This window comes from Azospirillum sp. NS33 (genome assembly GCF_059703765.1).
The window spans coordinates 32,471-52,553 of sequence record NZ_BAAKJB010000042.1 but is presented as its reverse complement, the minus strand read 5'-3'; the positions used below and the strand labels follow the sequence as shown (position 1 = coordinate 52,553).

Below are 20,083 nucleotides of genomic sequence, written 5' to 3'. Positions count from 1 at the left end.
CTCACCGCCCCAGCCGCCGCCCTGGCCGCCGCCCTGGCCGCCGCCCTGGCCGGCCGCCCCGCCCCCGCCGTCGGGCTGGGTGCGCTCGCGCCCGACGCGGTCGACGGCGTGCTCCGGATACAGCTTGGCCAGCACCTCCGCCAGATAGGCGGCGCGCCCGCTTTCGACCCGGTAGACGTGGAGCTGGGCGTCGTTGTCGTCGGCCGGGCGGTCGAAGCGGGCGATCCACTCCCCGGCCTTGCGCACGGTGTCGGCCTGGCGGGCCACCGCCAGCACCGCGTTCAGCCGCTCCAGCGGGATGAAGCGCACGTCCTTCATGGCGGCGCGGGGATCGACGTGGAACAGCAGGTCCAGTTCGTCGACCACCGCCTCGGGCACCGCGCGCTGCAGCCGGAACAGCCCGACCGAGCGGCCGTCCATGCCGTCGACGTCGAACAGGGCGACGGCGTCCAGCAGGCTGGCGAGCTCGCCGCCGCTGCCGGCCAGGATCAGGGTGTTCGACCCCGGCTCGGCCCGCACCACCGTGCCCGGCGCCGCCAGCCCCTGCAGGGCGGTCTGCAGGCCGGCGGCGCTGGCGTGGCGCAGCGGCACCACCTGGGTGCGCCAGCCCGCCCCGCGGGCGGTGCCGGCGGCCGTCGCCCCGAGGCCGAGATGGGCGGATTCCGCCGGCACTGCCTGGATCAGCGGCCCGTCGTGCAGCAGGGCGACGCCGTGGCCGCGCAGCACGTCCTCCAGCACCGGCAGCACGGCGTCGCGGGCCAGGGGTGTCGCGGTCTGCAGGGTGATCCGCCCCTGGACGGCGGGGTCGACGGCGTACCCCAGCCCCAGGGTGGCGCCGATCACCGCGGCGATCACCGAGGGGATCTCGGCGTCGACGAAGTTGAGGCCGATGCCGTTGGGGTCGGTCCGCACCGCGCCACCGGGGCCGCCGCCGGGGCCGCCACCGCCCATGCTGCCGGCGGCAGCGGGCGCGGCGGTCACGACCAGCGGCGCCGGGCGCGGCGGCACGGTGGCGGCCGGCCGCGCCGGCGCCGGGCCGGCGACCAGGGAGGCCGGGCCGGGAAGCGGCGGCGGCACCAGGTCGTTGACGGTCGCCGCGGCACCGGGATGGGCACCCTGGTCGGCGCAGCCGGCCACGGCGAGCAGCGAGGCGATGACCGCGGCGGCGGCGGCGGGCGGGAAGCGGGTCATGGCATCCGGACGATGACGGGGCGGCGTCCCTTCTAAGGTGGAAGTGTTACAGCTCGACCGGCGGCGGCGGCGTTTTCGCGGGCGCCGCGGTCAATCGCGACCACCCGCGGCGTCGCCGTAGCGCACCGCACGGGGCCGGTCGCCGGGCGGCGGGCGCACCGCGGTGGCGGTGCCGAGCGCGGCGCCGCCGGAAGCCGGACGCGGCGGCGGCGCAGCCGGCGGCAGCGGCGCGGGGGACGCCGCCCGGGACGCCCCCGGGACCGCCAGGGCCAGCTCGTGGCGCGCCCCGCCAAGCTCCACCGTCACGCGGTCCGCCCCCACCGCCACCACCGTCCAGCCCTCACCGCCCTCGCCCGCGGCCGCGGTGACGGTCCGCCCCTCGGCGGTGCGGACCACCGCGGCGGCGCGGCCGTCGACGGCGACGATGCCGACCAGGCGCAGGGTTCCCGCCGTCGGCGCCGGCGCCGCGGCGGCGGGGGCGGGACGCCGTTCGGGCACGAACAGCGGGCGCTCGACCACCGCCGCGAAGGCGCCCAGGGGCGGGGCGGCGACGCGGGGTCCCGCACCCGCCGGTCCGGTGCCCGCCGGCGACGCGGCGGCCGCCGCCGGCCGGTCCCCGGGATCGCCGAGGCCGCGGTGCACGACCAGACCCAACACCGCCGCCAGCAGCAGGGACAGGGCGGCGAGGGCCGCGTCGGCGCGGCTCATGACTCCCTCCGGTGGCCGGCGACGCGCAGGCGCAGCGTGACCACCGGCTGGCCGCCGGCATCCATGCGCGTGCCGGTGGGCGACGGGTTGACGAGCTCCAGCTCCTCCACGAACAGCAACGGCCGCCGCGTCTCCAGCGCGTGCAGCAGCCGCTGCACGCCGTCGAGCGGCCCGCTGGCCCCCACCGCCAGGGCGACCCGGCCGGCCACGGCAGCGGGTGCCGCGGCCCCGATCACGGCTCCGGCTCCGGCAGCGGGTGCCGTGGCGGCGCCGTCCGCCACCGCGGTCACCGTGGTGATGGTGACGCCCACCTCCGCCGCGAGGCGGCCGACCAGGCCGTGCAGCGCCGCCGCGGCCAGGGCGTCCGTGGCGCCGGCGAGGTGGGGGTCGCCGGCGCCGGGGCGCTCCGCCGCGGCCTCCAGCGCCCGGGTCAGCTCGGGCACGGCGGCGGCGATCCGCTCCAGCCGCGCCAGGCGCTCACGCCGCTCCTCCAGCCCCGCCTCCTGGGCCGCCAGCAGGGCACGGTAGGGCTCGACCAGCAGCGCCCAGCCGGACAGCGCGAGCAGCCCGGCCACCGCCAGGGCGGCGGCCCGCGACGGCACCCGGCCGAGCCAGGCCGGCGGCGGCGCGGCGGGGGTCCGGCTCGCGCTCATGGTGCGCCTGCCCCGGCCAGCGCGGCGGCGATGCGGAACCGCTCACGCCCGCGCACCGGGTCCTGGACCACCGCCGTCTCGAACCGCACCGCCGCCAGCCGCGGCGAGGCGTCGAGCAGGGCGATCAGCTCCGCCGCCGCCGGGGCGTAGCCGGCGATGTGGATCGTGCCGTCGGCAAGCCGCAGGGAGTCGAGCCACACCCCGTCGGGCAGCCGCGCCGAGAGCTCCGCCACCACCCCCAGGGCCAGCGGCGCCGCCGCCTTGCGCGCGTCCAGCGCACCGGCCGCGCCGCTGCGCCGCTCCAGCTCCTGTTGCAGGCGCAGGGCCAGAGCGGCGCGGTCCTGGAGGGCGTCCAGGCGGGCCTCCAGGCGCTGCCCCCGCCAGTGGGCGAGCAGCGGCGGCGTCGCCAGCAGGGCGGCGCCCAGCGCGACGGGCAGCAGGACCAGCAGGCGCGGCCGGCGGCCGGCCGGCGCCGGGGCCGCCGCGTCCGCGGGATCGTTGAGGTCGACGGCCGCCCCGTCTGGGCCGGCGACGCTCACCCGCGCCACCGTCAGGCCGCGGGCGGCGGCGGCGGCGGCGGCGCGCGCGGCCATGGTTCGCGGCACCAGCACCAGCGCCACCCGGATCTGGCGCCCCGCCCGCCCCACCACCCGGGCGTGGAAATGAACCTCTTCGGCCCGGAACGGCGTTTCCCGGTCCATCTCGAAGGCCAGCACGGCGCGCAGGGTGCCCTCGGCCACCGCCGGGAGGGTCACCGTCCGGGCCAGCGCCCAGGCGGCGGGAAGCCGCAACTCCACCGCACCGCCGCCCGGCACCGCCCCCTCCAGCGCGCCGTCGGCCGACACCGCCACCACCGGCCGGCGGCGGCCGGCGGCCAGCGGCCCCAGCAGCGCCGCCATCTCGGCCAGCCACCAGCGCGCCGCTGCAGCGGCGGGGCGGCCGAGACGGGCGAAGGTCGGGAAATGGGCGGCGACGGCGATCGTGTGACGTCCACTCATGGCTCAATCCAGCAGGCTGTCGACGGTGATTTCGGGTGCCGCCACCAGGTCGGGCCAGGGCCGGCCGCCGTCGAGGCGCACGGACAGCCGCACCAGCGCCGGCAGGAACCCCGCCTCGGTCCAGCCGTCGCGCCAGCGCGGCGGCGCGGTGCGGGTGTCGCCGCCGAAATAGGCGAAGGACAGCGCCTCCACCCCGTCCAGCAGCACCCGGGAGCGGGCCGGCCGGTCGTCCTCCCCCAGCGCCTGCCACGCCAGGCGCAGAGTCGCGTCGTCGCCGCGGAACAGGGTGACGTCGGCCAGCCCGGCCTCGCCGAGGTGCGGCGGCGGGGTGGTGACCAGGCGCAGCCGCGCCGCCTCCCCCTCGAACACCACCACCGGCTCGCCACGGCGACGGGCGAGGGGGTAGGCACGCTCCACGAGGCGGCGCAGCAGGGCCTGCACGGCCGCCGGCCGCTCCATGGCGTCGGCCCGCGCCGCGCCGGCCCGCCAGGCGGCCAGCCCGAACCGCATGCCGCCGCCCAGCACCGCCATCAGCAAGCCGAGCACCGTCATGGCCACCAGGAGTTCGAGCAGGGTGAAGCCGCGCCGCGCCGCCCTCATGGCCGCCCCAGCACGACCGTGGACAGGCGGGCGAGCGGCCGCCCGTCGGGCGCCGCGACCACCACCGTGGCCACCAGCGGCCGCAGCGCCAGCGGCGCGTCGGCGGCCACCCCGGCGATCGCCATCGGGGTCAGCGTGGCGTGCCACACGCGGCCCTCTCCGGCGTCACCTTCCAGGATGGGGCTTTCCAGAACGGGACCCTCCAGCACCGGCCGGCCGCCGGCCGCCCCCAGCCCCGCCAGCACCGAGGCGGCGACCAGCTGCGCCGTGCGGCCGTCCGCCGCCGCAGCGCCCAGCCGCAGGGCTCCGCCGAACTGCGGCAGCACGGCGGCCGACGCCATGGCCAGCACCGCCAGCGCCACCACCACCTCGATCAGGGTGAAGCCGCCGGCCGGCCGCGCCCCGGCACCGTCAGCGGCCATGGCCGACCGTCCCGGTCAGCCAGTCGACGGCCACGCTGTGGCCGCCGGGCTGAACCACCAGGAGGACGGCGGTGGCGCCGCCCTCGGGAAAGAAGGTGACCCGCGGGCCGCCGTCGACGACCCGCACCGACACCCCGGCGCCGAGCCGCCACGCCGGCCAGCCGGGGGCGCTGAAACGGCCCGCCTCGGCGTCCAGGACGAAGGTCGCCGGGGCGCCCCCGCCCAGCGCCGCCGCCCGCGTGGCGCGCAGCGCGGTGGTCAGGTCGCGCGCCGTGACCGCCGCCGCGGCCGCCGGGCCGCGGCCCAGCGCCGGCACCAGCATGGCCGCCAGCAGCCCCAGCATCGCCAGAACGACCAGCAGTTCCAGCAGCGTGAACCCGGTGCGCGCCGGGCTACCAGCTCGTCTCATCGCGGTCCTCGCCGTCGCCTCCGGGCTGCCCGTCGGCACCCAGCGACGCGAGATCGTACGGCCCGTGCTGGCCGGGGCTGCGGTAGAGATACGGCACGCCCCAGGGGTCGAGCAGGGACTCCCGCGTCTTGATGTAGGGGCCGGCCCAGCGCGCCACGCCCGGCGGCGCCGACACCAGCGCCTGGAGCCCTTCGCCGGTGGTCGGATAGCGGCCGGTCTCGAACCGGTAGAGGTCCAGCGCGGTGCCCAGGTTCTGCACCTGCACCCGCGCGGTTTCGCGCTTGGCGGCGCCCAGGTATTTCAGCACCTGCGGCGTCGCCACCACCGCCAGCAGGCCCAGCACGGCGAGCACCACCAGCAGCTCCAGCAAAGTGAAGCCGGCGCGGGCCGGGGACGGCCGTCCCGGCCGCGCCGACCGCGCCGCCCGCCCCACGGACTCAGAACCGGTAGCGCAGGCCAATTTTCACCTCGTGCGCCCGCAGCTCGCCGTCGGTGGTCGCCACGGTGCCGACCGTGGACGACCCGCCGGTCTCGAACTCGCCGAGGTCGATGTAGCGGTAGCCGAGGTCGATGACGGCGCTGTCGGACATGGCGTAGGCCACGCCGGCCTGCAGCGACCAGGCGACGTTGGTCTTGCTGTCGCCCTCCTCGCGGATGCGGCCGGCGCCGTAGGCGTATTCGATGTCGTCGACGTCGTTGATGGCGACGCCCAGCCCGCCGCCGACGTAGGGGGTGAAGGCCGTGCCGGTGTCGATGTCGTAGTAGAGGTTGGCCATCAGCGCCCAGCTCGTGACGTCGGCGTCGGCCGTCAGCGCGGTGCCGCCGAAGGTCTCGTTGGAGTCGATGGCGAAGCCGGGCCGGTAGCCGAGCGTCAGGTCGGTGCGCAGGCTCCGGGTGATCTGGTACCCGACGCCCGCCTCGACCAGGAACGACTCGCCGGCGTCGCCCTCGAAGCCGGTGCCGCTGGCCACCGAGCCGTCGAGATCGCGGCCGAACGAGGCACCGACGTCGGCGCGCAGGTAGAGGCCCTGCGCCGCCGCACCCTCCGCCATGGCGACCAGGGCGCCGAGCGCCGCGAGGCCCAGCACGACCCGATCGGGAAATGTCTTCATGATCCATTCCTTCATTGATCGAATTTCCCGACGGGCGCCGGAACCACCCGTTCGGCGCCGTCGCTCCGGACGGCAAAATCCCTGAGCTTTTAGGACACTCCCACTTACAAATTTATGACGGACGGATGAAGTAATTCTAGAAGTTCCACCACGCCAGCAATTTAACAATGCTGTCATATTATTTACAAACCATTCAGGCACACCTGCATGGATTCAGACGATTCGCGACCGCAGGGCCGGTCCGCGCAAGGGAGGGTTGTTGCATGAAGCTCTACGACATCGAGCACAACGCGCGCGCCGATCTGGCCGCCCGCGGCATCCGTGAGGAGAACACCTTCGAGAACGTGATGCAGCGCCACCTGGCGCGCCGCGCGATTCTCCGGGGCGGGGCGCTGGCCGCCGCCGCCGCCGCGGTGCCGGGCCTGCTGCTGGGCGGTGCCGGCGAGGCCGAGGCGGCCGCGGCGCTGACGTTCCAGGCGCTGGCCAAGACCAAGGCCGACACCATCACCGTGCCGCCGGGCTACGCCGCGCACGTGGTGATCCGCTGGGGCGACGCGCTGTTTCCCGGCGTGGGCGGCTTCGACATCCACAACCAGACCGGCGCCGACCAGGCCAAGCGGTTCGGCTTCAACAACGACATGGTGGCGCTGTTCCCGCTGCCCTACGGCGCCCCGGCGACGCTGGGCGGCCGCTTCCCGCACACCAGCTACCTGATGTGCGTGAACCACGAGTACTCGGTGGGCGCCAACCAGTTCCCCGACTTCCCGATCCTCGGCGGCCGCGACGATTCCGTCGCCAACGGCCTGCCGACCCGCAACCAGGTCGAGGCGATGATGGAGGCGCTGGGCGTCTCCGTGGTCGAGATCAACATGGTCGACGGCCGCTGGGTGCCCAACGTCAACTCCGCCTACAACCGCCGCGTCACCGCGACGACCGCCATCGAGATCACCGGCCCGGCGCGCGGCGACACGCTGATGCAGACCCCCGGCGACCCCACCGGCACCGTCATCCTCGGCACCTTCGCCAACTGTTCGGGCGGCCTCACCCCGTGGGGCACCTATCTCAGCGCCGAGGAGAACTTCGACGGCTACTTCAACAACCTGGCCGGCCTGACCGACCCGACGCTGCTGGCGCTGCACAAGCCGTTCCCGTTCTTCAACAGCGCGGCGACGGTGGCCAACGCCACCGACTTCACCCTGTTCTGGGAGCTCTACGACCAGCGCTTCGACCTGTCGACCGCGGCCGGCGCCAAGGAGCCGTTCCGCTTCGGCTGGGTGGTCGAGGTCGACCCCTACGACCCGACCGCCACCCCGAAGAAGCGCACCGCGCTCGGCCGTTTCAAGCACGAGGCCGCGCAGTCCGTGCTCAACGCCGCCGACCGCGTCACCGTCTACAGCGGCGACGACGAGCGGTTCGAGTACGTCTACAAGTTCGTCTCCAACCAGGCGATGAACCGCGCCGACCGCACCGCCAACGGCTCGCTGCTGGACGACGGCGTGCTCTACGTCGCCAGGTTCAACGACGACGGCACCGGCCAGTGGATGGCGATGACCCACGCGGCGCTGGAGGCGGTGTCGCCGGGGACCTTCCGCAACCAGGCCGACGTGGTGATCCGGGCCCGCGAGGCGGCCGACCTGCTGGGCGCCACGGCGATGGACCGGCCCGAGGACATCGAGGCGCCGCGCGACGCCACCTTCCGCGGCGACGGGCGCGTCTATGTGGTGTGCACCAACAACACCCGCCGCACCGCCGCCGACGCCGACGCCGCCAACCCGCGCGCCAGCAACGCCGCCGGCCACATCATCGAGATCGTCGAGGGCGGCCGGGACCACGCGGCGACCACCTTCACCTGGTCGATCTTCCTGCTGGCCGGCGATCCCGACGCCCCGGCCGGCGCCAACATCAACGTCTCGCTGGCCGGCGTGCCGACCTTCCAGGGCGACGCCTTCGGCTCGCCCGACAACATCGCCTTCGACACCACCGGCAATCTGTTCATCGCCACCGACGGCACCAGCTCGGCCACCCCGGACTGCAACGACCAGGTCGTGGTGACGCCGACCACCGGGGCCTTCCCGCGCACGGTCAAGCGCTTCCTGGTCGGCCCGAAGGGCGCGGAGATCTGCGGTCCGCTGCTGTCGCCGGACGACAGCACCTTCTTCTGCGCCATTCAGCACCCGGGCGAGGACGGCACCATCGTCGACCGCACCGCCGAGGCCGTGCGCACCAGCACCTGGCCGACCGGCACCCACCCGGCCCCGGCCGTGGTCGCCGTGCGCCGCACCGACGGCGGCCGCATCGGCAGCTGACGCTGCGCCCGTCCGCCGGGCCGTCCGCAGGGACGCCCGCCGGCCGGACGAGAACGGCGCGCCACCCGGCCGGGTGGCGCGCCGCGTTCGTTCCGGGCCGCGGCCCGGCGGCTCAGGCGACGGTGGCGATCGTCTTGGCGCCGCGCGGCACCTCGACCACCCGGTCGAGGGTGACCGTGTAGGTCTCCGAGAACACGGTGCTCACCATGTACCACTCGTTGCGGATGCGCTCGTGGGTGACGTCGAGCACCATCCAGCCACGCTGGTGGGTGTTGGCGTAGACCATCTGGTCCAGGAGCTGGGTGGCGTCGGTGATCAGGCCGACCGCGGTGGCCGGCGCGATGACCGGGACCGTCTCCTCGTAGCCGGGCGAGCTGACCGCCGGGGTCGCCAGCTCCACGCCGACGTTGACGAAACCCGCGGCGGTGGGGGCGCGCAGGTTGACCGCCCAGGCGTTGTGGGTGTCGCCGCTCAGCACCACCGGGTTGGCCGAGGCGGCGAGGACCTGGAACAGGGCGTCGCGGGCGGTGGGGTAGCCGATCCACCAGTCCGAGGTGTCGGGCAGCGGAAGCCCGGCCGCGCCGAGCTGGACGATGGTCGACCCCTGGCCGGGGAACAGCTGGTCCAGCAGCCCGATGAGCTGGGTGCGCTGGGCCTCGGTGAGGCGCGGCGAGCCGGCGATGTCGACGGCGGCCTCGTAGTGCACCAGCACCTGGTTGCCCAGCAGCTGCCAGGTCTGGGGGGCGGAGGTCATCTGCTCGGCCATGAAGGCCTGCTGCTCCGCGCCCAGCAGGGTGCGCGTCTGGCCGTTCGCCAGGGTGTCGTAGGGGTAGCCGCCGCCCTGCAACGCCGCCGTCCAGTTGCCGATGTAGGGCTGGGCCGCGAGCTGCTGGTCGCGGGCGATCAGCCGGGTGTCGACCATCACCAGCCGGGCGAGGTCGCCGAAGTCGAAGGAGCGCCAGATCTTCAGCAGATTGCCGTCGACGCGGTCGCGGATCGGCAGCCACTCGTGGTAGGCCTGGACCGCCGCGGCGACCCGGTCGGCCCAGGCGCCCTCGCTGTCCGCGTCGTGGTTCTCGGCGCCGCTGTGCCAGGAATCATTGGCCGATTCGTGGTCGTCCCAGACGACGATCCAGGGATTCTTGCGGTGCAGCTCCTGCAGGGCGGGATCGCTGCGGTAGGTGGCGTAGCGCAGGCGGTAGTCGGCCAGCGTCGTACACTCCTTCTGCGGCAGCAGGGAGGCGCTGCGCACCGGCGCGACCAGGCCGAGCTGTTCCGCCGGGGTCGGGCCGTAGCCGCCGGGGCCGTACTCGTAGATGTAGTCGCCGAGATGGATCACCGCGGTCAGGTCGTCGCGCTTGGCCACCTCGGCGTAGACGTTGAAGTAGCCGCGCTCGTAGTTGGCGCAGGAGAACACCGCGAAGGTGGCGCCCGCGGTGGCACCGACCGGCAGGGTGCGGGTGACGCCGACCGGCGAGACGGCGTCGCGGAAGGCGAAGCGGTAGTGGTAGGTCCGGCCCGGGGTCAGGCCGGTGACGTCCACCTTGGCGGTGAAGTCGCGGCTGGCCCGCGCCTCGACCGCGCCGGTGCGCACGATGCTGGCCATGTCGGCGGTGGTCGAGACCGCCCATTCCACCGCCAGGTCCACGCCCGCCTCGTTGAGGACGCGGGTCCACAGGACGACGGAGGTCGCCGTCGGATCGCCGCTCGCCACCCCGTGGCTGAAGCGGACGGAGCGGATCACCCGGGCGTCCGCGTCGTTGGGGCCGACCACGCCCGCCAGGCCCACCGCGCCGGTCGCCAAGGCCGTCCGGATGACCGAGCGGCGGTCCACCCGGACCCCGCTCTGCGCGGCCGCCGTCACACTGTCAGAATCCTGCGCCATCATCGCACTCCAAGACGTTCCCGGGCACTCCCAGTCATTTCCGGACTCCCGATCGCGCCATGAACAGCACACCGCATGGCCGAAGGGAAATGAAGGTTTCTTGAATAAATTCGAGTGTTGCGCTCGGGCAATGCAATGAAAAAACACGGCAGTTCAATAAAAGGACATCGTATCATCAACAATTTGCAATGATTCGCCTCTATCCCAGGATGACGAATGCCGCAACGCCCGGTCCGACGCGGCCGCGCCTCGAGGAGCCAGCCATCGTGCCCATCGCCAGGATCGCCGCCGCCGGCGCCGTCTCGCTCCCCCCCCTCGCCGCCACCCTGGTCGCCACCCTGGTCGCCACCCTGGTCGCCACCCTGGTCGGTGCGGCCGCGGTGCTCACGCCGACCACCGCCCGCGCCGCCGACGCCGGCTTCTTCGTCCGCGCCGACCTCGGGGCCGCCCTGCCGGGCGGCCTCGACGGCGGCAACTGGCTCGACCCGGCGGCGGATGGGCTGGGTGGCGACCTCGACGGCGGCGCGCTGCTGGGCGCCGGCGTCGGCTACGCCTTCGCCAACGGGCTGCGGGTCGACGTCACCGTCGACCACCGCTTCGGCCTCGACTACCAGTCCACCGCCGCCGACTCGCTCGGCAACGCCGGCACGGCGTCGGCCGACGCCTCGGTGCTGACCGGGCTGGTGGGCGTCGCCTACGAGCTGCCGGTGGATTTTCCCGTGCGGCCCTATGTGGGCGCCGCCGCCGGTTTCGCCCGCGCCCGCCTGGACTCGGTGAGCTACACCCTGAACGGCGGCGCGCTCGACCGCGAATCGGCGCAGACGCGCACCTCCTTCGCGTGGGCGCTGATGGCCGGGGCCTCGGTCGCGCTCACGCCCGCGGTGACGGTGGATGTCGGCTACCGCTTCCTCGACGCCGGCGAGATCGAGACCTCGGGCCAGTTCGCCAGCGGCGCCACCGCGCCGGCGCTGTCCAGCGACCTGCATCTGCACGAGATCATGGCCAGCCTGCGCTACCGCTTCTGATCGCCGGGCGCCATCGCCGCGGCAACCGCCGCTGCGTCGGCGGCGCGCTCGCCACCCCGGGCGAAACCACGGTGCTGGGCATGGCCGGAGTCGCCATCCTGGCGCTGATCCGCCGGGCGCTGGAGCGCCACGCCCGCTGCTGCTGCGCACGGCGGCCCGCGGCGCCGCGGGCACCTGCCAGCGGGTCCGCCTGCAAAAGGACGAACCAGGACCCAATCCCCGAACAGACCGGTTTCGAGATCAACCGGCGCGACCTGATGATCGTCGGTGCCGCGGCGCCGGTCGATCCCGTCGGAAACAGTCATGTTCGCGATCGTTGACAATACAGCGTTGTCTGCGGTGGGCCGATTCACTCATGTATATTTATCATATCCGGCCAGTTCCACCGTGACAGGAGGGTTTCCCCATGGCACCACCCGTGTCGAACGTCGGCGCATCGACCAGCGAGTATGGCGCCTACGATCCGTCCTCCTCGGACAAGGAGGCGGTGAAGGCATGGGAACAGGCCAAGGACGAGGCGGAGGAGGCGGGCATCCGCTGGGAGCGGCCCAAGGGTGACACCCGCACCGCCCAGGAGATCATCGACGACACCCCGCTGCTCAAGAACCTCGGCAACCAGGAAGACGTCCGGGAGATGCTGGAGGACCGGGTCGGCGGCGACATCGAGACGGATGCCGACGCCGCCTACCGGGCGGCCCAGGTGCTGGAGCACATCGAGACGCTCGACGAGAACGGCAACCGGATCGCCAGCGGCGACATCGACAACGGCCGCGTCGACGGCTTCACCAAGGGCGGCGACGCCCGGCACGGCACCGAGGCCGGCCGCCTCAAGGATTTCGGCGAGAACGGATTCTCCTTCCTGCAGGGCGAGCTGCGGGACGTGTCGTCCGCCGGGGACGACGCGCAGGCGCGCTCGGAGGCCGAGGCGCTCGGCATCGCCTGGGAGCGCCCGGAGGGCGACGACCGCTCGGCCCAGGACATCATCGACGACACCCCGCTGCTGAAGAACCTCGGCGACCAGAGCGACGTCAGGGACATGCTGAAGGACCGGGTCGGCGACTTCGAGACCGACGCCGACGCCGCCTACCGCGCGGCCCAGGTGCTGGACCACATCGAGAACTACGACGAGGACGGCAACCGCATCGCCGGCCGCGACGTCGACAACGGCCGGGTCGACGGCTTCACCAAGGGCGGCGACGCCAAGCACGGCACCGAGGCGGGCCGCCTCCAGGACTTCGGCAAGTACGGCTTTTCCCACCTCAAGGGCAAGATGTCCAACCCCGACCTGGTCGGCAACGACCGCCAGGCCCGCGAGGAGGCCGAGAAGGCGGGCATCAAGTGGGAGCTGCCGGAAGACGACGACCGCAGCGCCCAGGACATCATCGACCAGAGCCCGCTGCTGAAGAACCTGGGCAACCAGAGCGGCGTCAAGGACATGCTGAAGGAGCGCGTGGGCGACTTCGAGAAGGACGCCGACGCCGCCTACCGGGCCAGCCAGGTGCTGGACCGCATCGCCATGTACGACGAGAACGGCGAGATGCAGCTCGGCGACGGTGTGGCCAACACCAGCGTCGACGGCTTCACCAAGAGCGGCGAGGCCAAGCACGGCACGGAGGCCGGCCGCCTGCAGGATTTCGGCAAGTACGGCTTCGACTCGCTGGGCGAGCCGCAGAAGGCGGAGGACATCGCCGCCTACAAGGATTTCCTCAAGGCCAACCCCGACGCCGACCCGACGTCCCAGACCTTCGCCAAGTACGCCGCCGTCCTCGCCGAGAACTTCGACGCCATCCGCGGCAAAATGGAATCCGGGGACTACGTGTCGGCCGAGGACCTGAAGACGTACATGAAGGAGAACCCGCAGATCAGCGACGACCTCAAGGAGGCGCTGAACTTCTGGTCGCAGCCCGGCGCCTTCGACGTGCTGGAGACGGCGCAGGACCCCCTGAAGCTCCAGCCCGACGGCAAGCTCGGCAAGAAGGACATCAACTCCTGGCTGGCCAACCAGGCCCCGACCGACGCCACCTCGGCCATCACCTTCCTGTCGGCCACCGCCGACGCCAGCGCCGTCTCGGGAACCGACACCGGCGAGCTGGACAAGGACCTGTTCGAGCACCCCGAGAACCACTCCACCGAGGAGAAGGCGGCGGCGCTCAAGGAACTGCTGGAAGCCCGGGAACTGATCGGCATGGGCATCGAAGCGGGGATGTGGGGCGACGACTACTCCAAGGTCAGCATCTCCAACCGCGTGCGCAGCCATCCCGACCCGGAAAAGCTGCTGGCCGACCTCAACGACCACATCGACATCCTGCAAGGCGACCCGGCGGTGGTCGAGCACCTGAACACCGAGAGCGCGTCCCGGATGAGCGACCTCTTGAGCGAGAACAAGGGGTTGGAAGAGGCCCTGCGCAGCACCTACGACGACGAGATCAAGTCCGGAAAGAAGCTCGACGCGCTGTGGGACAAGAACACCAAGGACGGCTCGACCAACCAGCAGGCCGCCCTCGCCGAATTTTTCAGTTCGGCCAGCATGTTCCAGTCCGCTCTCGGCATCGAAGACGTCTCCGAAATCCAGGATGCGGTCAAGAACTCGGAACACAACCAGGACTTCAAGGATTTCTATGAGACGTCGCTGGTGTCCGGCGACCGCTTCAACGAGCTTCTGAAGGACAACACGTTCGAGGAGGCCATCAGCGCCTACAGCGCCGAGGTGTCCCTCTACAACGCCGCCCTCGACCCGGAGTTCACCGAGGGTTTCGACAAGACGCTGAACGAGAACTACTCCAAGATCGTCCAGGAGAACGCCTTCAAGGACGCGACGTTCGACGACATGAAGGCGGCCTTCGGCGTCGACGGCGGCGAGGAGCTGGACGAGGGCAAGGTCAAGGAGATGATCGAGACGATCATCAAGGACAATCCCGAGTATGTCACCAACGCGGACGGCACCGTCCCCACCGCCGACCAGATCCTCGCCAGCTTCCGCGGCGACTGGGACCTGCTGCGCCAGGGCTCCAAGACGGTCAACGAGCTCGGCCTCTTCAACCCCAACTCGTCGACCAAGGAGGCCTACGGCAAGGGCGTCATGCACGGCGTCAGCGGCCTGTTCCTGGCCGGCGTGACCATCGCCAAGGGGGCGGGCAGCGGCGGCACCCTGACCGACCGCCAGATCGTCGACATCACCACCGGCTCCGTCCAGACGGCGACGATCATGGCGGAAGGCGGCATGAAGGGCGCCCAGGACTACCTGAAGAGCGCGTCCGGCCTGATGGACGACGAGCTCCTCGACGGCATGACCGACGTCCTGAAGAAGTTCGAGAACGCCGCCAAGGGGCTGGGCGGCCTCGCCGGCATCGCCATGGGCGCCTACGGCATCTTCGACGGCGTCCAGTCCATCCGCAAGGGCGACACGCTGGGCGGCGGCATGAGCATCACCGCGGGCTCGCTGGGCGCCATGGCCGGCCTGGCATCGGGTGTCGAGGGGGCGCTGGGCGTGTTCGCGCCCACCCTGCTGCGGACCATCCCGATGGGCCTCGTCGCCGGCGGCCTGGGCATGGCCGCGGCGGGCGTCGGGGCGCTCGCCCTCATGATCCCCGGCCTGGTCGAGGAGGGCAAGCAGCAGGTGAAGTCCGACAACTTCGGCAGCCTGCTCAGCAGCTACCTGACCAAGTACGAGATCGACGGCGTGAAGAACGGCGACTACTGGGACATCCCGGACGAGGATTGGCCGGAGACCAGCGAGGGCCTGTCCTGACGGCGGCCGGCGGCGCGGCCGTTGATCCCCTACCCCGCCACCAGCACCTCGCCCCGGCCGTCGGCACCGCTGCACCCGACATAGCGCTCCACCGCCCGGCCGTCGCCGAAGCGGTCGGCGGCGGCCGGGCTGATCGGGGCGAGGTGGCGGACCAGCAGGCGCAGGATCTCCAGGTCGTGGCGGCCGGCCGGCACCAGGGTCGGCGGCAGGGCCGCCGCGGGGCGGCCCAGCAGCAGGGTGCCGCGGCGCATGCCCAGGGCCGCGTGCGGCCCCACCTCGCCCAGCACCACCAGCGTGCCGGCGATCATGCGCGCCCCCGCGCCGGGGCCGGCGGCGCCCTCCACCACCATCAGGCCGCGCTTCATGCGGTCGCCCGCCCGTTCGCCGGCGCGGCCGCGCACCACCAGCGTGCCGCCGCCCATGCCGTGGGTCGAGCCCGGCCGCCCGGCCCCCGCGAAGGGGCCGGCGTCGCCGGCGATCTCCAGCCGGCCGCCGCGCATCTCCGCCCCGGCCCGCGGCCCGGCGCTGCCGCGGATGCTCAGGGTGCCGCCGCTCATGGCGCAGCCGGCGGAGCCGCCGGCGTCGCCCTCCACGACGATCTCCCCGCCGCTCATTCCGGCGCCGACGAAGTCCAGGCGGTCGCAGGGGCCGCGCAGCACCAGACGCTCCCCGGGCGTGCCCTTGATGGCGAACAGCGCGCCCAGCGGCACCCGCGCCAGCCCCACCGCCAGGGTCAGCGCCGCCAGCTCGGACGCCCCCAGACCGGCCAGGCGCTCGGGCAGCAGGGCCGCGGCGTCGACGCGGTGCAGCGGCCGTTCGCGCAGCGTCAGCTCCAGTCCGGTCATGCCAGCAGCTCCCGCAGGTGGAAATGGAACTGGCCGAGCTTGCCGCCGTAATTGCCGGCGCCGATGCGCACCACCCCGGCGTCGCGGCCGCCCTCGCAGGCGGCCAGCACGCCCGCCCGCATGGCCGCCCCCACGGCGTCGGCGCTGAGGCCGTCGATGACGATCTCCATCACCGCCGCCGCCTCGTCGGGCAGGACGCTGGCGGTCTGGGCGCGCAGGGTCGGGCACCAGGCGTCGTTGGTCGAGGCCATCAGCGCCTTGTAGCGGCTGCCCACCTTGGAGCCGGAACGGACCACCCCGCCGGGGAACGGCATCACCACGTCGGGCACCGCGGCCATCGCCGCCACCGCCCGTTCCGCCGCCGCCAGCGCCGCCGGCCGGTCGACGGCGGCGATCAGGATGTTGCCACCGCCCACCGCCGCGGTCATGCCCGTGCGATCCTCCACCACGAACTCCCCGTCCATCACCGGGATGCGCCAGAAGCGCCGCTCCCCCACCCGCTTGGCGCTCTGGAATCCGTCACCGAAATAGCGCAGCGCCCGGCCCAGCGGCACCTGCTCCGCCGCCTCCAGCCCGGCGAAGCAGGCGGTGGTCGGACAGGTCAGGATGCTCTGGCCGACCCGCAGGGCCAGCGCCTTGACGAGGTCGGCGGGCGACATGGCGAACAGCAGGATGGCGGCGCCCGGCCGGCCGTCGGGGGTCTCGCCGGGGGTGAGCCGCCGCTCGATCCCGGCCTCGCAGCCGCAGCCGATGACCGAGGTGGCGAAGCCGGTCATGCTGCGCGCCGCGTGCTCCACCCAGTCCGGCCGGTCGGCGGTGACCACCAGGCGCGTCGCCACCATGCCGAACGCCTCGGCGAAGCTGTCGTCGATGCCGACGCCGGCGATGTTCACGGCCCGTCCTCCGTGCGGCAGGGGTGGACCACGGTGCCGCCGCGGCCGTCGGCGAACTCGTCGTCGGCGATGCGCAGGCTGTCCAGGCGCAGGCCCAGGGATTCGTCGGCGTGGCCGGCGATGACCCGCTCGATGGCGGCGTCCCAGTGCGGGCGCACCACATGGGTGTCGCCCCAGGTGACCTCGACCACCCGGCCGTGGCGGGCGATCAGCCGGCCCGCCTTGTAGACCCGGTCGGGGCAGCCGAACATGCGCTCCCGGTCGGCGTCCTCGCCGTAGACCACCACATCGGCCACGGCACCCGGGCCGAGATGGCCGCGGTCCTCCAGCCCCAGCACCCGGGCCGGCGCGGCCCGGGTCATGATGGCGATCTCGCACAGCGAGTACTCGCGCCGGATCGACGCCAGGTTCGAGGCCTTGGCGGCGGCGGGATGGATGGTCGCCAGCTTCTCCTCGCGGAAGGACCGGTCCATCAGCAGGCGGATCAGGTGGGGATAGCTGGTGAACGGCGCACCGTTGGGGTGGTCGGTGGTGAGGAACACCCGCCAGGGGTCCTCGATCAGCAGGAACAGCTCCAGCCCGATCGCCCATTGCAGGGCGTTGACGAAGTTCTGGTCGCGGTAGCGGAACGGCACCAGGCCGCAGCCGCCGTCGCACTCGATGTCCATGCACACCCATTTGGGCGGGTCGGACAGGCCGGAGTTGCGGTGCTGGGACATGGTGTCGCCCGACGCCGTCACGGTCTGGCCGAACAGGATCTGGCCGACGTCCACCGACAGGGTCGGCGTGCGGTTGACCACCTCCGCCAGCCGCGCCGCGGCCGAGGAGAAGCGGCGGTCGCCCTCGCGGCCGTAGCTGTGGAACTGCACGTGGGTGAGGTGCAGCGGCAGCCCCTCGGCCGCCGCCACGGTGGCCAGCGTGGTCTCGATGTTGCCGGGCAGGCCCAGGTCGTTGCAGTGGACGTGCAGCGGGTGCGGCACGCCCAGCCCGTGCACCGCCGCCGCCAGGCGGCGCAGGATGGTGCGCGGCGTCAGCCCGTTCAGCGGGCTCTCCTCGTCGAGGCCGAGGTGGCGGGCGTTGTGCTTGAACGCCTGGATGCCGCCGGGGTTGACCACCTTGACGCCCAGCGCCCGGGTCGCCCCCATGATCCAGGCGACGTAGTCCTCCACCGCCCCCTGGCCCGGGTCCTCGGCCATCAGCCGCAGCAACAGGTCGTCGTTGCCCAGCATGACGTAGGCGCCCTTGTCGATCAGCGGCGTGTCGGCCAGCTCCATGTGGGCGTGGCGGGCGTTGGAGGCGACCATCGCCGGCTCGAAGGCCGCGGTGTAGCCCATCTCGGCGTAGCGGTAGCCGGTGGTGAAGGTGGACGGCGTGGCCCGGCCGCTGCCCGAGCGCAGGGTGGCACCCCCACCCGCGCTGCCGGACCCGTTGCCGGACCCGTTGCCGTCGAACAGCCCGCGCTCCAGCCCCTGGATGCGGGCGAAGCGGTGGTCGCGGTGATCCTCGGCCATCAGGCTGCGGGCGATGTTCACCTTGCCGCCGCCGATGTGGCTGTGGATGTCGATGGCCCCGGCCATCACCACCTTGCCGGCGACGTCCACCACCTCGTCGGCCTGCCAGCCGCGCCCGGGATCGGCGATCAAACGCCCGTCCTCGACGAAAAGGTCACGGGTCGCGCCGGCGAAGCCGTTGGACGGGTCGTAGACGCGCCCGCCCGAAAGCTTAATGCGCATGCCGCACCTCCGCGCCCCGCTCGGGCGCCTCCCCGGTTTGCTCCAGTGCCCCGGCCAGCGCCGCCAGCAGCGCCGCCGCCGGCGGCCACCGGCCGGACGGCGCGGCGGCGCGCTGGCGCAGCGCCACCACCCCGTCGCTGCGGAAGGCCCAGGCGTCGTGGTCGAGGCCGGGCCGCCCGGCCGCCAGCACCACCGCCGGCGTGCCCGCGAAGCTCGCGCCCGGCGCCACCACGGCGATCACCGGCACGCCGGCGGGCGCCGGCACCGGCGGCCCGCCCAGGGTCGCCGTCCACACCAGAAGGTCGGCCTCCCCGGCGGCCAGCACCCGCGCCCAGGCGTTGTGGTCGGGGTCGTAGCGCGGGCCGTCGGCGGTGGCGTCGCTGCGCAGGCCGCAGCCGGACTGCCAGGTGGCCGCCTGGTGGGCCCCCACCAGATTGCCGGCGCCGCCCAGCGGCAGGCCGGCGCAGCGGCCGCCGCGGTTGAGGTCGCGGATCAGCTCCACCAACCCCTGGACCGCCAGCTCCGGCGCCGCCCCGGGCAGGGCGCCGGCGGCCCAGGCGATCACCGGGTAGCGGGCCCGCGCCAACCGTCCCACCAGATCCTCCAGGGCGGCGCGCGGCAGCCCGGCGGCCCCGTCGCCCGCCAGGCGGCGCCCGGCCAGCACGGCGCGCAGCGCCGCCGCCAGGTCGGGCAGCATCGCCAGATCGGCGGGCAGCGCCGTGGCCGGCGCGCCGGTCCAGCCGGCGAGCTCGCCGTCGCCCGGGGTCCAGCCCAGGCACAGCAGCCCCCGCTCCGCCGGGGCGACCGCGAAGGGGCCGCCGCCCGGGCGCGACAGCCGCTCCATCAGGCGGGGGAAGCGGCGCACGGTGTCCGGCCCCACCAGCACCACCAGGTCGGCGCGGCTGCGCACCTCGCCCAGGGTCGCGGACATGGCGCCGGTGTCCTGCAGCACCGCCAGATTGCGGAAATGCCCGGCGGACTCGCCGTGGTCCACGACGCCGCCGGTGCGGTCGGCCAGCTCCAGCGCCGCCTGTTGGGCGGCGACGTCGGTCGCCAGCCCGGCGAACAGCGGGCGCCGGCTGGCCCGCAGCAGGCGCGCCGCCGCCGCCAGGGCGGCGTCCGGCGTGGCCGGGGCGCCGTCCACCGCGCAGGCGTTGGGGTGCGCCCAGCGCGCCAGCCCGTCGGCGGCGACGGCGCAGCCGTGGGCATCGATGGCCGACCCGCCGGCCGCGGCGTACACCGTGAGGTCGTCGCACAGCAGGCCGCAGAAGGCGCAGGTCGCTGCGGGTGCCGGAACGCCGCCCATCACCGGCCCGAGCGCCCCACGGGCACGGCAGCGGGGCGAAGGGCGGCGGTGGCGCCGTCGGGGAGGGTCCGGGTGTGGTGCATGGGCGCTTCCCCGCCTGACACGTTCTGCCAAAAATCGTTCTGTCGAATCTTACGCGTTACCATTCTCCTATTGTCGACGGCAAAACACGCCGATTCCATTGGACTTAAGTTCAATGGTTCGACTTGCCCCTTGGAGTTGACGCGATCCCGGATACGGGCGAGCATT

At 73.5% G+C, this 20,083-nt stretch carries 18 protein-coding genes; 4 read left to right on the top strand and 14 right to left on the bottom strand.

What is annotated here, in order from left to right; translation table 11 throughout:
- The 9 genes from AC6H2I_RS26595 to AC6H2I_RS26555 form a co-directional block, all read right to left on the bottom strand.
- A partial coding sequence (locus AC6H2I_RS26595) for a secretin N-terminal domain-containing protein (RefSeq protein WP_497503794.1) occupies positions 1–1,191 on the bottom strand: 1,191 nt, incomplete at its 3' end.
- Positions 1,192–1,281: 90 nt separating this feature from the next.
- Positions 1,282–1,899, bottom strand: coding sequence for a hypothetical protein (locus tag AC6H2I_RS26590; protein ID WP_497503793.1), 618 nt, complete (start codon positions 1,897–1,899; stop codon positions 1,282–1,284).
- A complete protein-coding gene (gene gspM, locus AC6H2I_RS26585) occupies positions 1,896–2,552 on the bottom strand; it encodes a type II secretion system protein GspM (RefSeq protein WP_497503792.1) in 657 nt (218 codons plus the stop codon). Before gspM ends, AC6H2I_RS26590 begins: the two co-directional genes overlap by 4 nt.
- The gene (locus AC6H2I_RS26580) at positions 2,549–3,550 is read right to left on the bottom strand and encodes a PilN domain-containing protein (protein WP_497503791.1); all 1,002 of its coding nucleotides are present in this window, start codon (positions 3,548–3,550) and stop codon (positions 2,549–2,551) included. Before AC6H2I_RS26580 ends, gspM begins: the two co-directional genes overlap by 4 nt.
- A gap of 3 nt (positions 3,551–3,553) precedes the next feature.
- Positions 3,554–4,150 carry a type II secretion system protein GspJ gene (locus tag AC6H2I_RS26575; RefSeq protein ID WP_497503790.1) on the bottom strand — a complete coding sequence of 199 codons (597 nt, stop codon included), beginning with the start codon at positions 4,148–4,150 and terminating at the stop codon, positions 3,554–3,556.
- Positions 4,147–4,572, bottom strand: a complete 426-nt coding sequence (locus AC6H2I_RS26570) for a type II secretion system protein (protein WP_497503789.1) — start codon at positions 4,570–4,572, stop codon at positions 4,147–4,149. The genes AC6H2I_RS26575 and AC6H2I_RS26570 overlap by 4 nt, the downstream gene beginning before the upstream one ends.
- On the bottom strand, positions 4,562–4,981 hold the full coding sequence (locus tag AC6H2I_RS26565; protein ID WP_497503788.1) for a prepilin-type N-terminal cleavage/methylation domain-containing protein: 420 nt from the start codon (positions 4,979–4,981) through the stop codon (positions 4,562–4,564). The genes AC6H2I_RS26570 and AC6H2I_RS26565 overlap by 11 nt, the downstream gene beginning before the upstream one ends.
- Positions 4,965–5,414: a type II secretion system major pseudopilin GspG gene (gene gspG / locus AC6H2I_RS26560; RefSeq protein WP_497503787.1), complete on the bottom strand. Its 450-nt coding sequence runs from the start codon at positions 5,412–5,414 to the stop codon at positions 4,965–4,967. The genes AC6H2I_RS26565 and gspG overlap by 17 nt, the downstream gene beginning before the upstream one ends.
- Before the next feature lie 4 nt (positions 5,415–5,418).
- Positions 5,419–6,093 (bottom strand): outer membrane protein, encoded by a 675-nt coding sequence (locus AC6H2I_RS26555; protein ID WP_497503786.1) that lies wholly within the window; start codon positions 6,091–6,093, stop codon positions 5,419–5,421.
- A 263-nt stretch (positions 6,094–6,356) separates the two neighbouring features.
- Between AC6H2I_RS26555 and AC6H2I_RS26550 the strand changes: the two genes are divergently transcribed.
- Positions 6,357–8,399 (top strand): PhoX family protein, encoded by a 2,043-nt coding sequence (locus AC6H2I_RS26550; protein ID WP_497503784.1) that lies wholly within the window; start codon positions 6,357–6,359, stop codon positions 8,397–8,399.
- A 112-nt stretch (positions 8,400–8,511) separates the two neighbouring features.
- On the opposite strand, the gene AC6H2I_RS26545 is transcribed toward AC6H2I_RS26550, so the two are convergent.
- Entirely contained in the window at positions 8,512–10,284 is a 1,773-nt protein-coding gene (locus tag AC6H2I_RS26545) for an alkaline phosphatase D family protein (protein ID WP_497503783.1), read from the bottom strand.
- Positions 10,285–10,550: 266 nt separating this feature from the next.
- Here AC6H2I_RS26545 and AC6H2I_RS26540 point away from each other — a divergent pair, with 266 nt between their 5' ends.
- From AC6H2I_RS26540 to AC6H2I_RS26530, 3 genes are all read left to right on the top strand, one after another.
- On the top strand, positions 10,551–11,309 hold the full coding sequence (locus AC6H2I_RS26540) for an outer membrane protein (RefSeq protein ID WP_497503782.1): 759 nt from the start codon (positions 10,551–10,553) through the stop codon (positions 11,307–11,309).
- 80 nt (positions 11,310–11,389) lie between these two features.
- Positions 11,390–11,629, top strand: coding sequence for a hypothetical protein (locus AC6H2I_RS26535; RefSeq protein WP_497503781.1), 240 nt, complete (start codon positions 11,390–11,392; stop codon positions 11,627–11,629).
- 86 nt (positions 11,630–11,715) lie between these two features.
- Positions 11,716–15,057 carry a type III effector HrpK domain-containing protein gene (locus AC6H2I_RS26530; protein WP_497503780.1) on the top strand — a complete coding sequence of 1,114 codons (3,342 nt, stop codon included), beginning with the start codon at positions 11,716–11,718 and terminating at the stop codon, positions 15,055–15,057.
- 29 nt (positions 15,058–15,086) lie between these two features.
- On the opposite strand, the gene AC6H2I_RS26525 is transcribed toward AC6H2I_RS26530, so the two are convergent.
- Genes AC6H2I_RS26525 through AC6H2I_RS26510 form a run of 4 tightly spaced genes read right to left on the bottom strand, consistent with a single transcriptional unit; the run spans position 15,087 to position 19,834 of the window.
- Positions 15,087–15,902, bottom strand: coding sequence for a formylmethanofuran dehydrogenase subunit C (locus tag AC6H2I_RS26525; RefSeq protein WP_497503779.1), 816 nt, complete (start codon positions 15,900–15,902; stop codon positions 15,087–15,089).
- A complete protein-coding gene (gene fhcD, locus AC6H2I_RS26520) occupies positions 15,899–16,795 on the bottom strand; it encodes a formylmethanofuran--tetrahydromethanopterin N-formyltransferase (protein WP_497503778.1) in 897 nt (298 codons plus the stop codon). The genes AC6H2I_RS26525 and fhcD overlap by 4 nt, the downstream gene beginning before the upstream one ends.
- Positions 16,792–18,528 (bottom strand): formylmethanofuran dehydrogenase subunit A, encoded by a 1,737-nt coding sequence (locus AC6H2I_RS26515; protein ID WP_497503777.1) that lies wholly within the window; start codon positions 18,526–18,528, stop codon positions 16,792–16,794. Before AC6H2I_RS26515 ends, fhcD begins: the two co-directional genes overlap by 4 nt.
- Positions 18,518–19,834, bottom strand: coding sequence for a formylmethanofuran dehydrogenase (locus tag AC6H2I_RS26510; RefSeq protein WP_497503776.1), 1,317 nt, complete (start codon positions 19,832–19,834; stop codon positions 18,518–18,520). Before AC6H2I_RS26510 ends, AC6H2I_RS26515 begins: the two co-directional genes overlap by 11 nt.
- Positions 19,835–20,083: the final 249 nt, after the last annotated feature.

Bases quoted from the DNA above. Each gene is read 5' to 3' on its own strand.
- AC6H2I_RS26590 (WP_497503793.1), bottom strand. From the start codon at position 1,899: ATGAGCCGCGCCGACGCGGCCCTCGCCGCCCTGTCCCTGCTGCTGGCG.
- gspM (WP_497503792.1), bottom strand. From the start codon at position 2,552: ATGAGCGCGAGCCGGACCCCCGCCGCGCCGCCGCCGGCCTGGCTCGGC.
- AC6H2I_RS26580 (WP_497503791.1), bottom strand. From the start codon at position 3,550: ATGAGTGGACGTCACACGATCGCCGTCGCCGCCCATTTCCCGACCTTC.
- AC6H2I_RS26575 (WP_497503790.1), bottom strand. From the start codon at position 4,150: ATGAGGGCGGCGCGGCGCGGCTTCACCCTGCTCGAACTCCTGGTGGCC.
- AC6H2I_RS26570 (WP_497503789.1), bottom strand. From the start codon at position 4,572: ATGGCCGCTGACGGTGCCGGGGCGCGGCCGGCCGGCGGCTTCACCCTG.
- AC6H2I_RS26565 (WP_497503788.1), bottom strand. From the start codon at position 4,981: ATGAGACGAGCTGGTAGCCCGGCGCGCACCGGGTTCACGCTGCTGGAA.
- AC6H2I_RS26555 (WP_497503786.1), bottom strand. From the start codon at position 6,093: ATGAAGACATTTCCCGATCGGGTCGTGCTGGGCCTCGCGGCGCTCGGC.
- AC6H2I_RS26550 (WP_497503784.1), top strand. From the start codon at position 6,357: ATGAAGCTCTACGACATCGAGCACAACGCGCGCGCCGATCTGGCCGCC.
- AC6H2I_RS26545 (WP_497503783.1), bottom strand. From the start codon at position 10,284: ATGGCGCAGGATTCTGACAGTGTGACGGCGGCCGCGCAGAGCGGGGTC.
- AC6H2I_RS26535 (WP_497503781.1), top strand. From the start codon at position 11,390: ATGGCCGGAGTCGCCATCCTGGCGCTGATCCGCCGGGCGCTGGAGCGC.
- AC6H2I_RS26530 (WP_497503780.1), top strand. From the start codon at position 11,716: ATGGCACCACCCGTGTCGAACGTCGGCGCATCGACCAGCGAGTATGGC.
- AC6H2I_RS26525 (WP_497503779.1), bottom strand. From the start codon at position 15,902: ATGACCGGACTGGAGCTGACGCTGCGCGAACGGCCGCTGCACCGCGTC.
- AC6H2I_RS26515 (WP_497503777.1), bottom strand. From the start codon at position 18,528: ATGCGCATTAAGCTTTCGGGCGGGCGCGTCTACGACCCGTCCAACGGC.
- AC6H2I_RS26510 (WP_497503776.1), bottom strand. From the start codon at position 19,834: ATGGGCGGCGTTCCGGCACCCGCAGCGACCTGCGCCTTCTGCGGCCTG.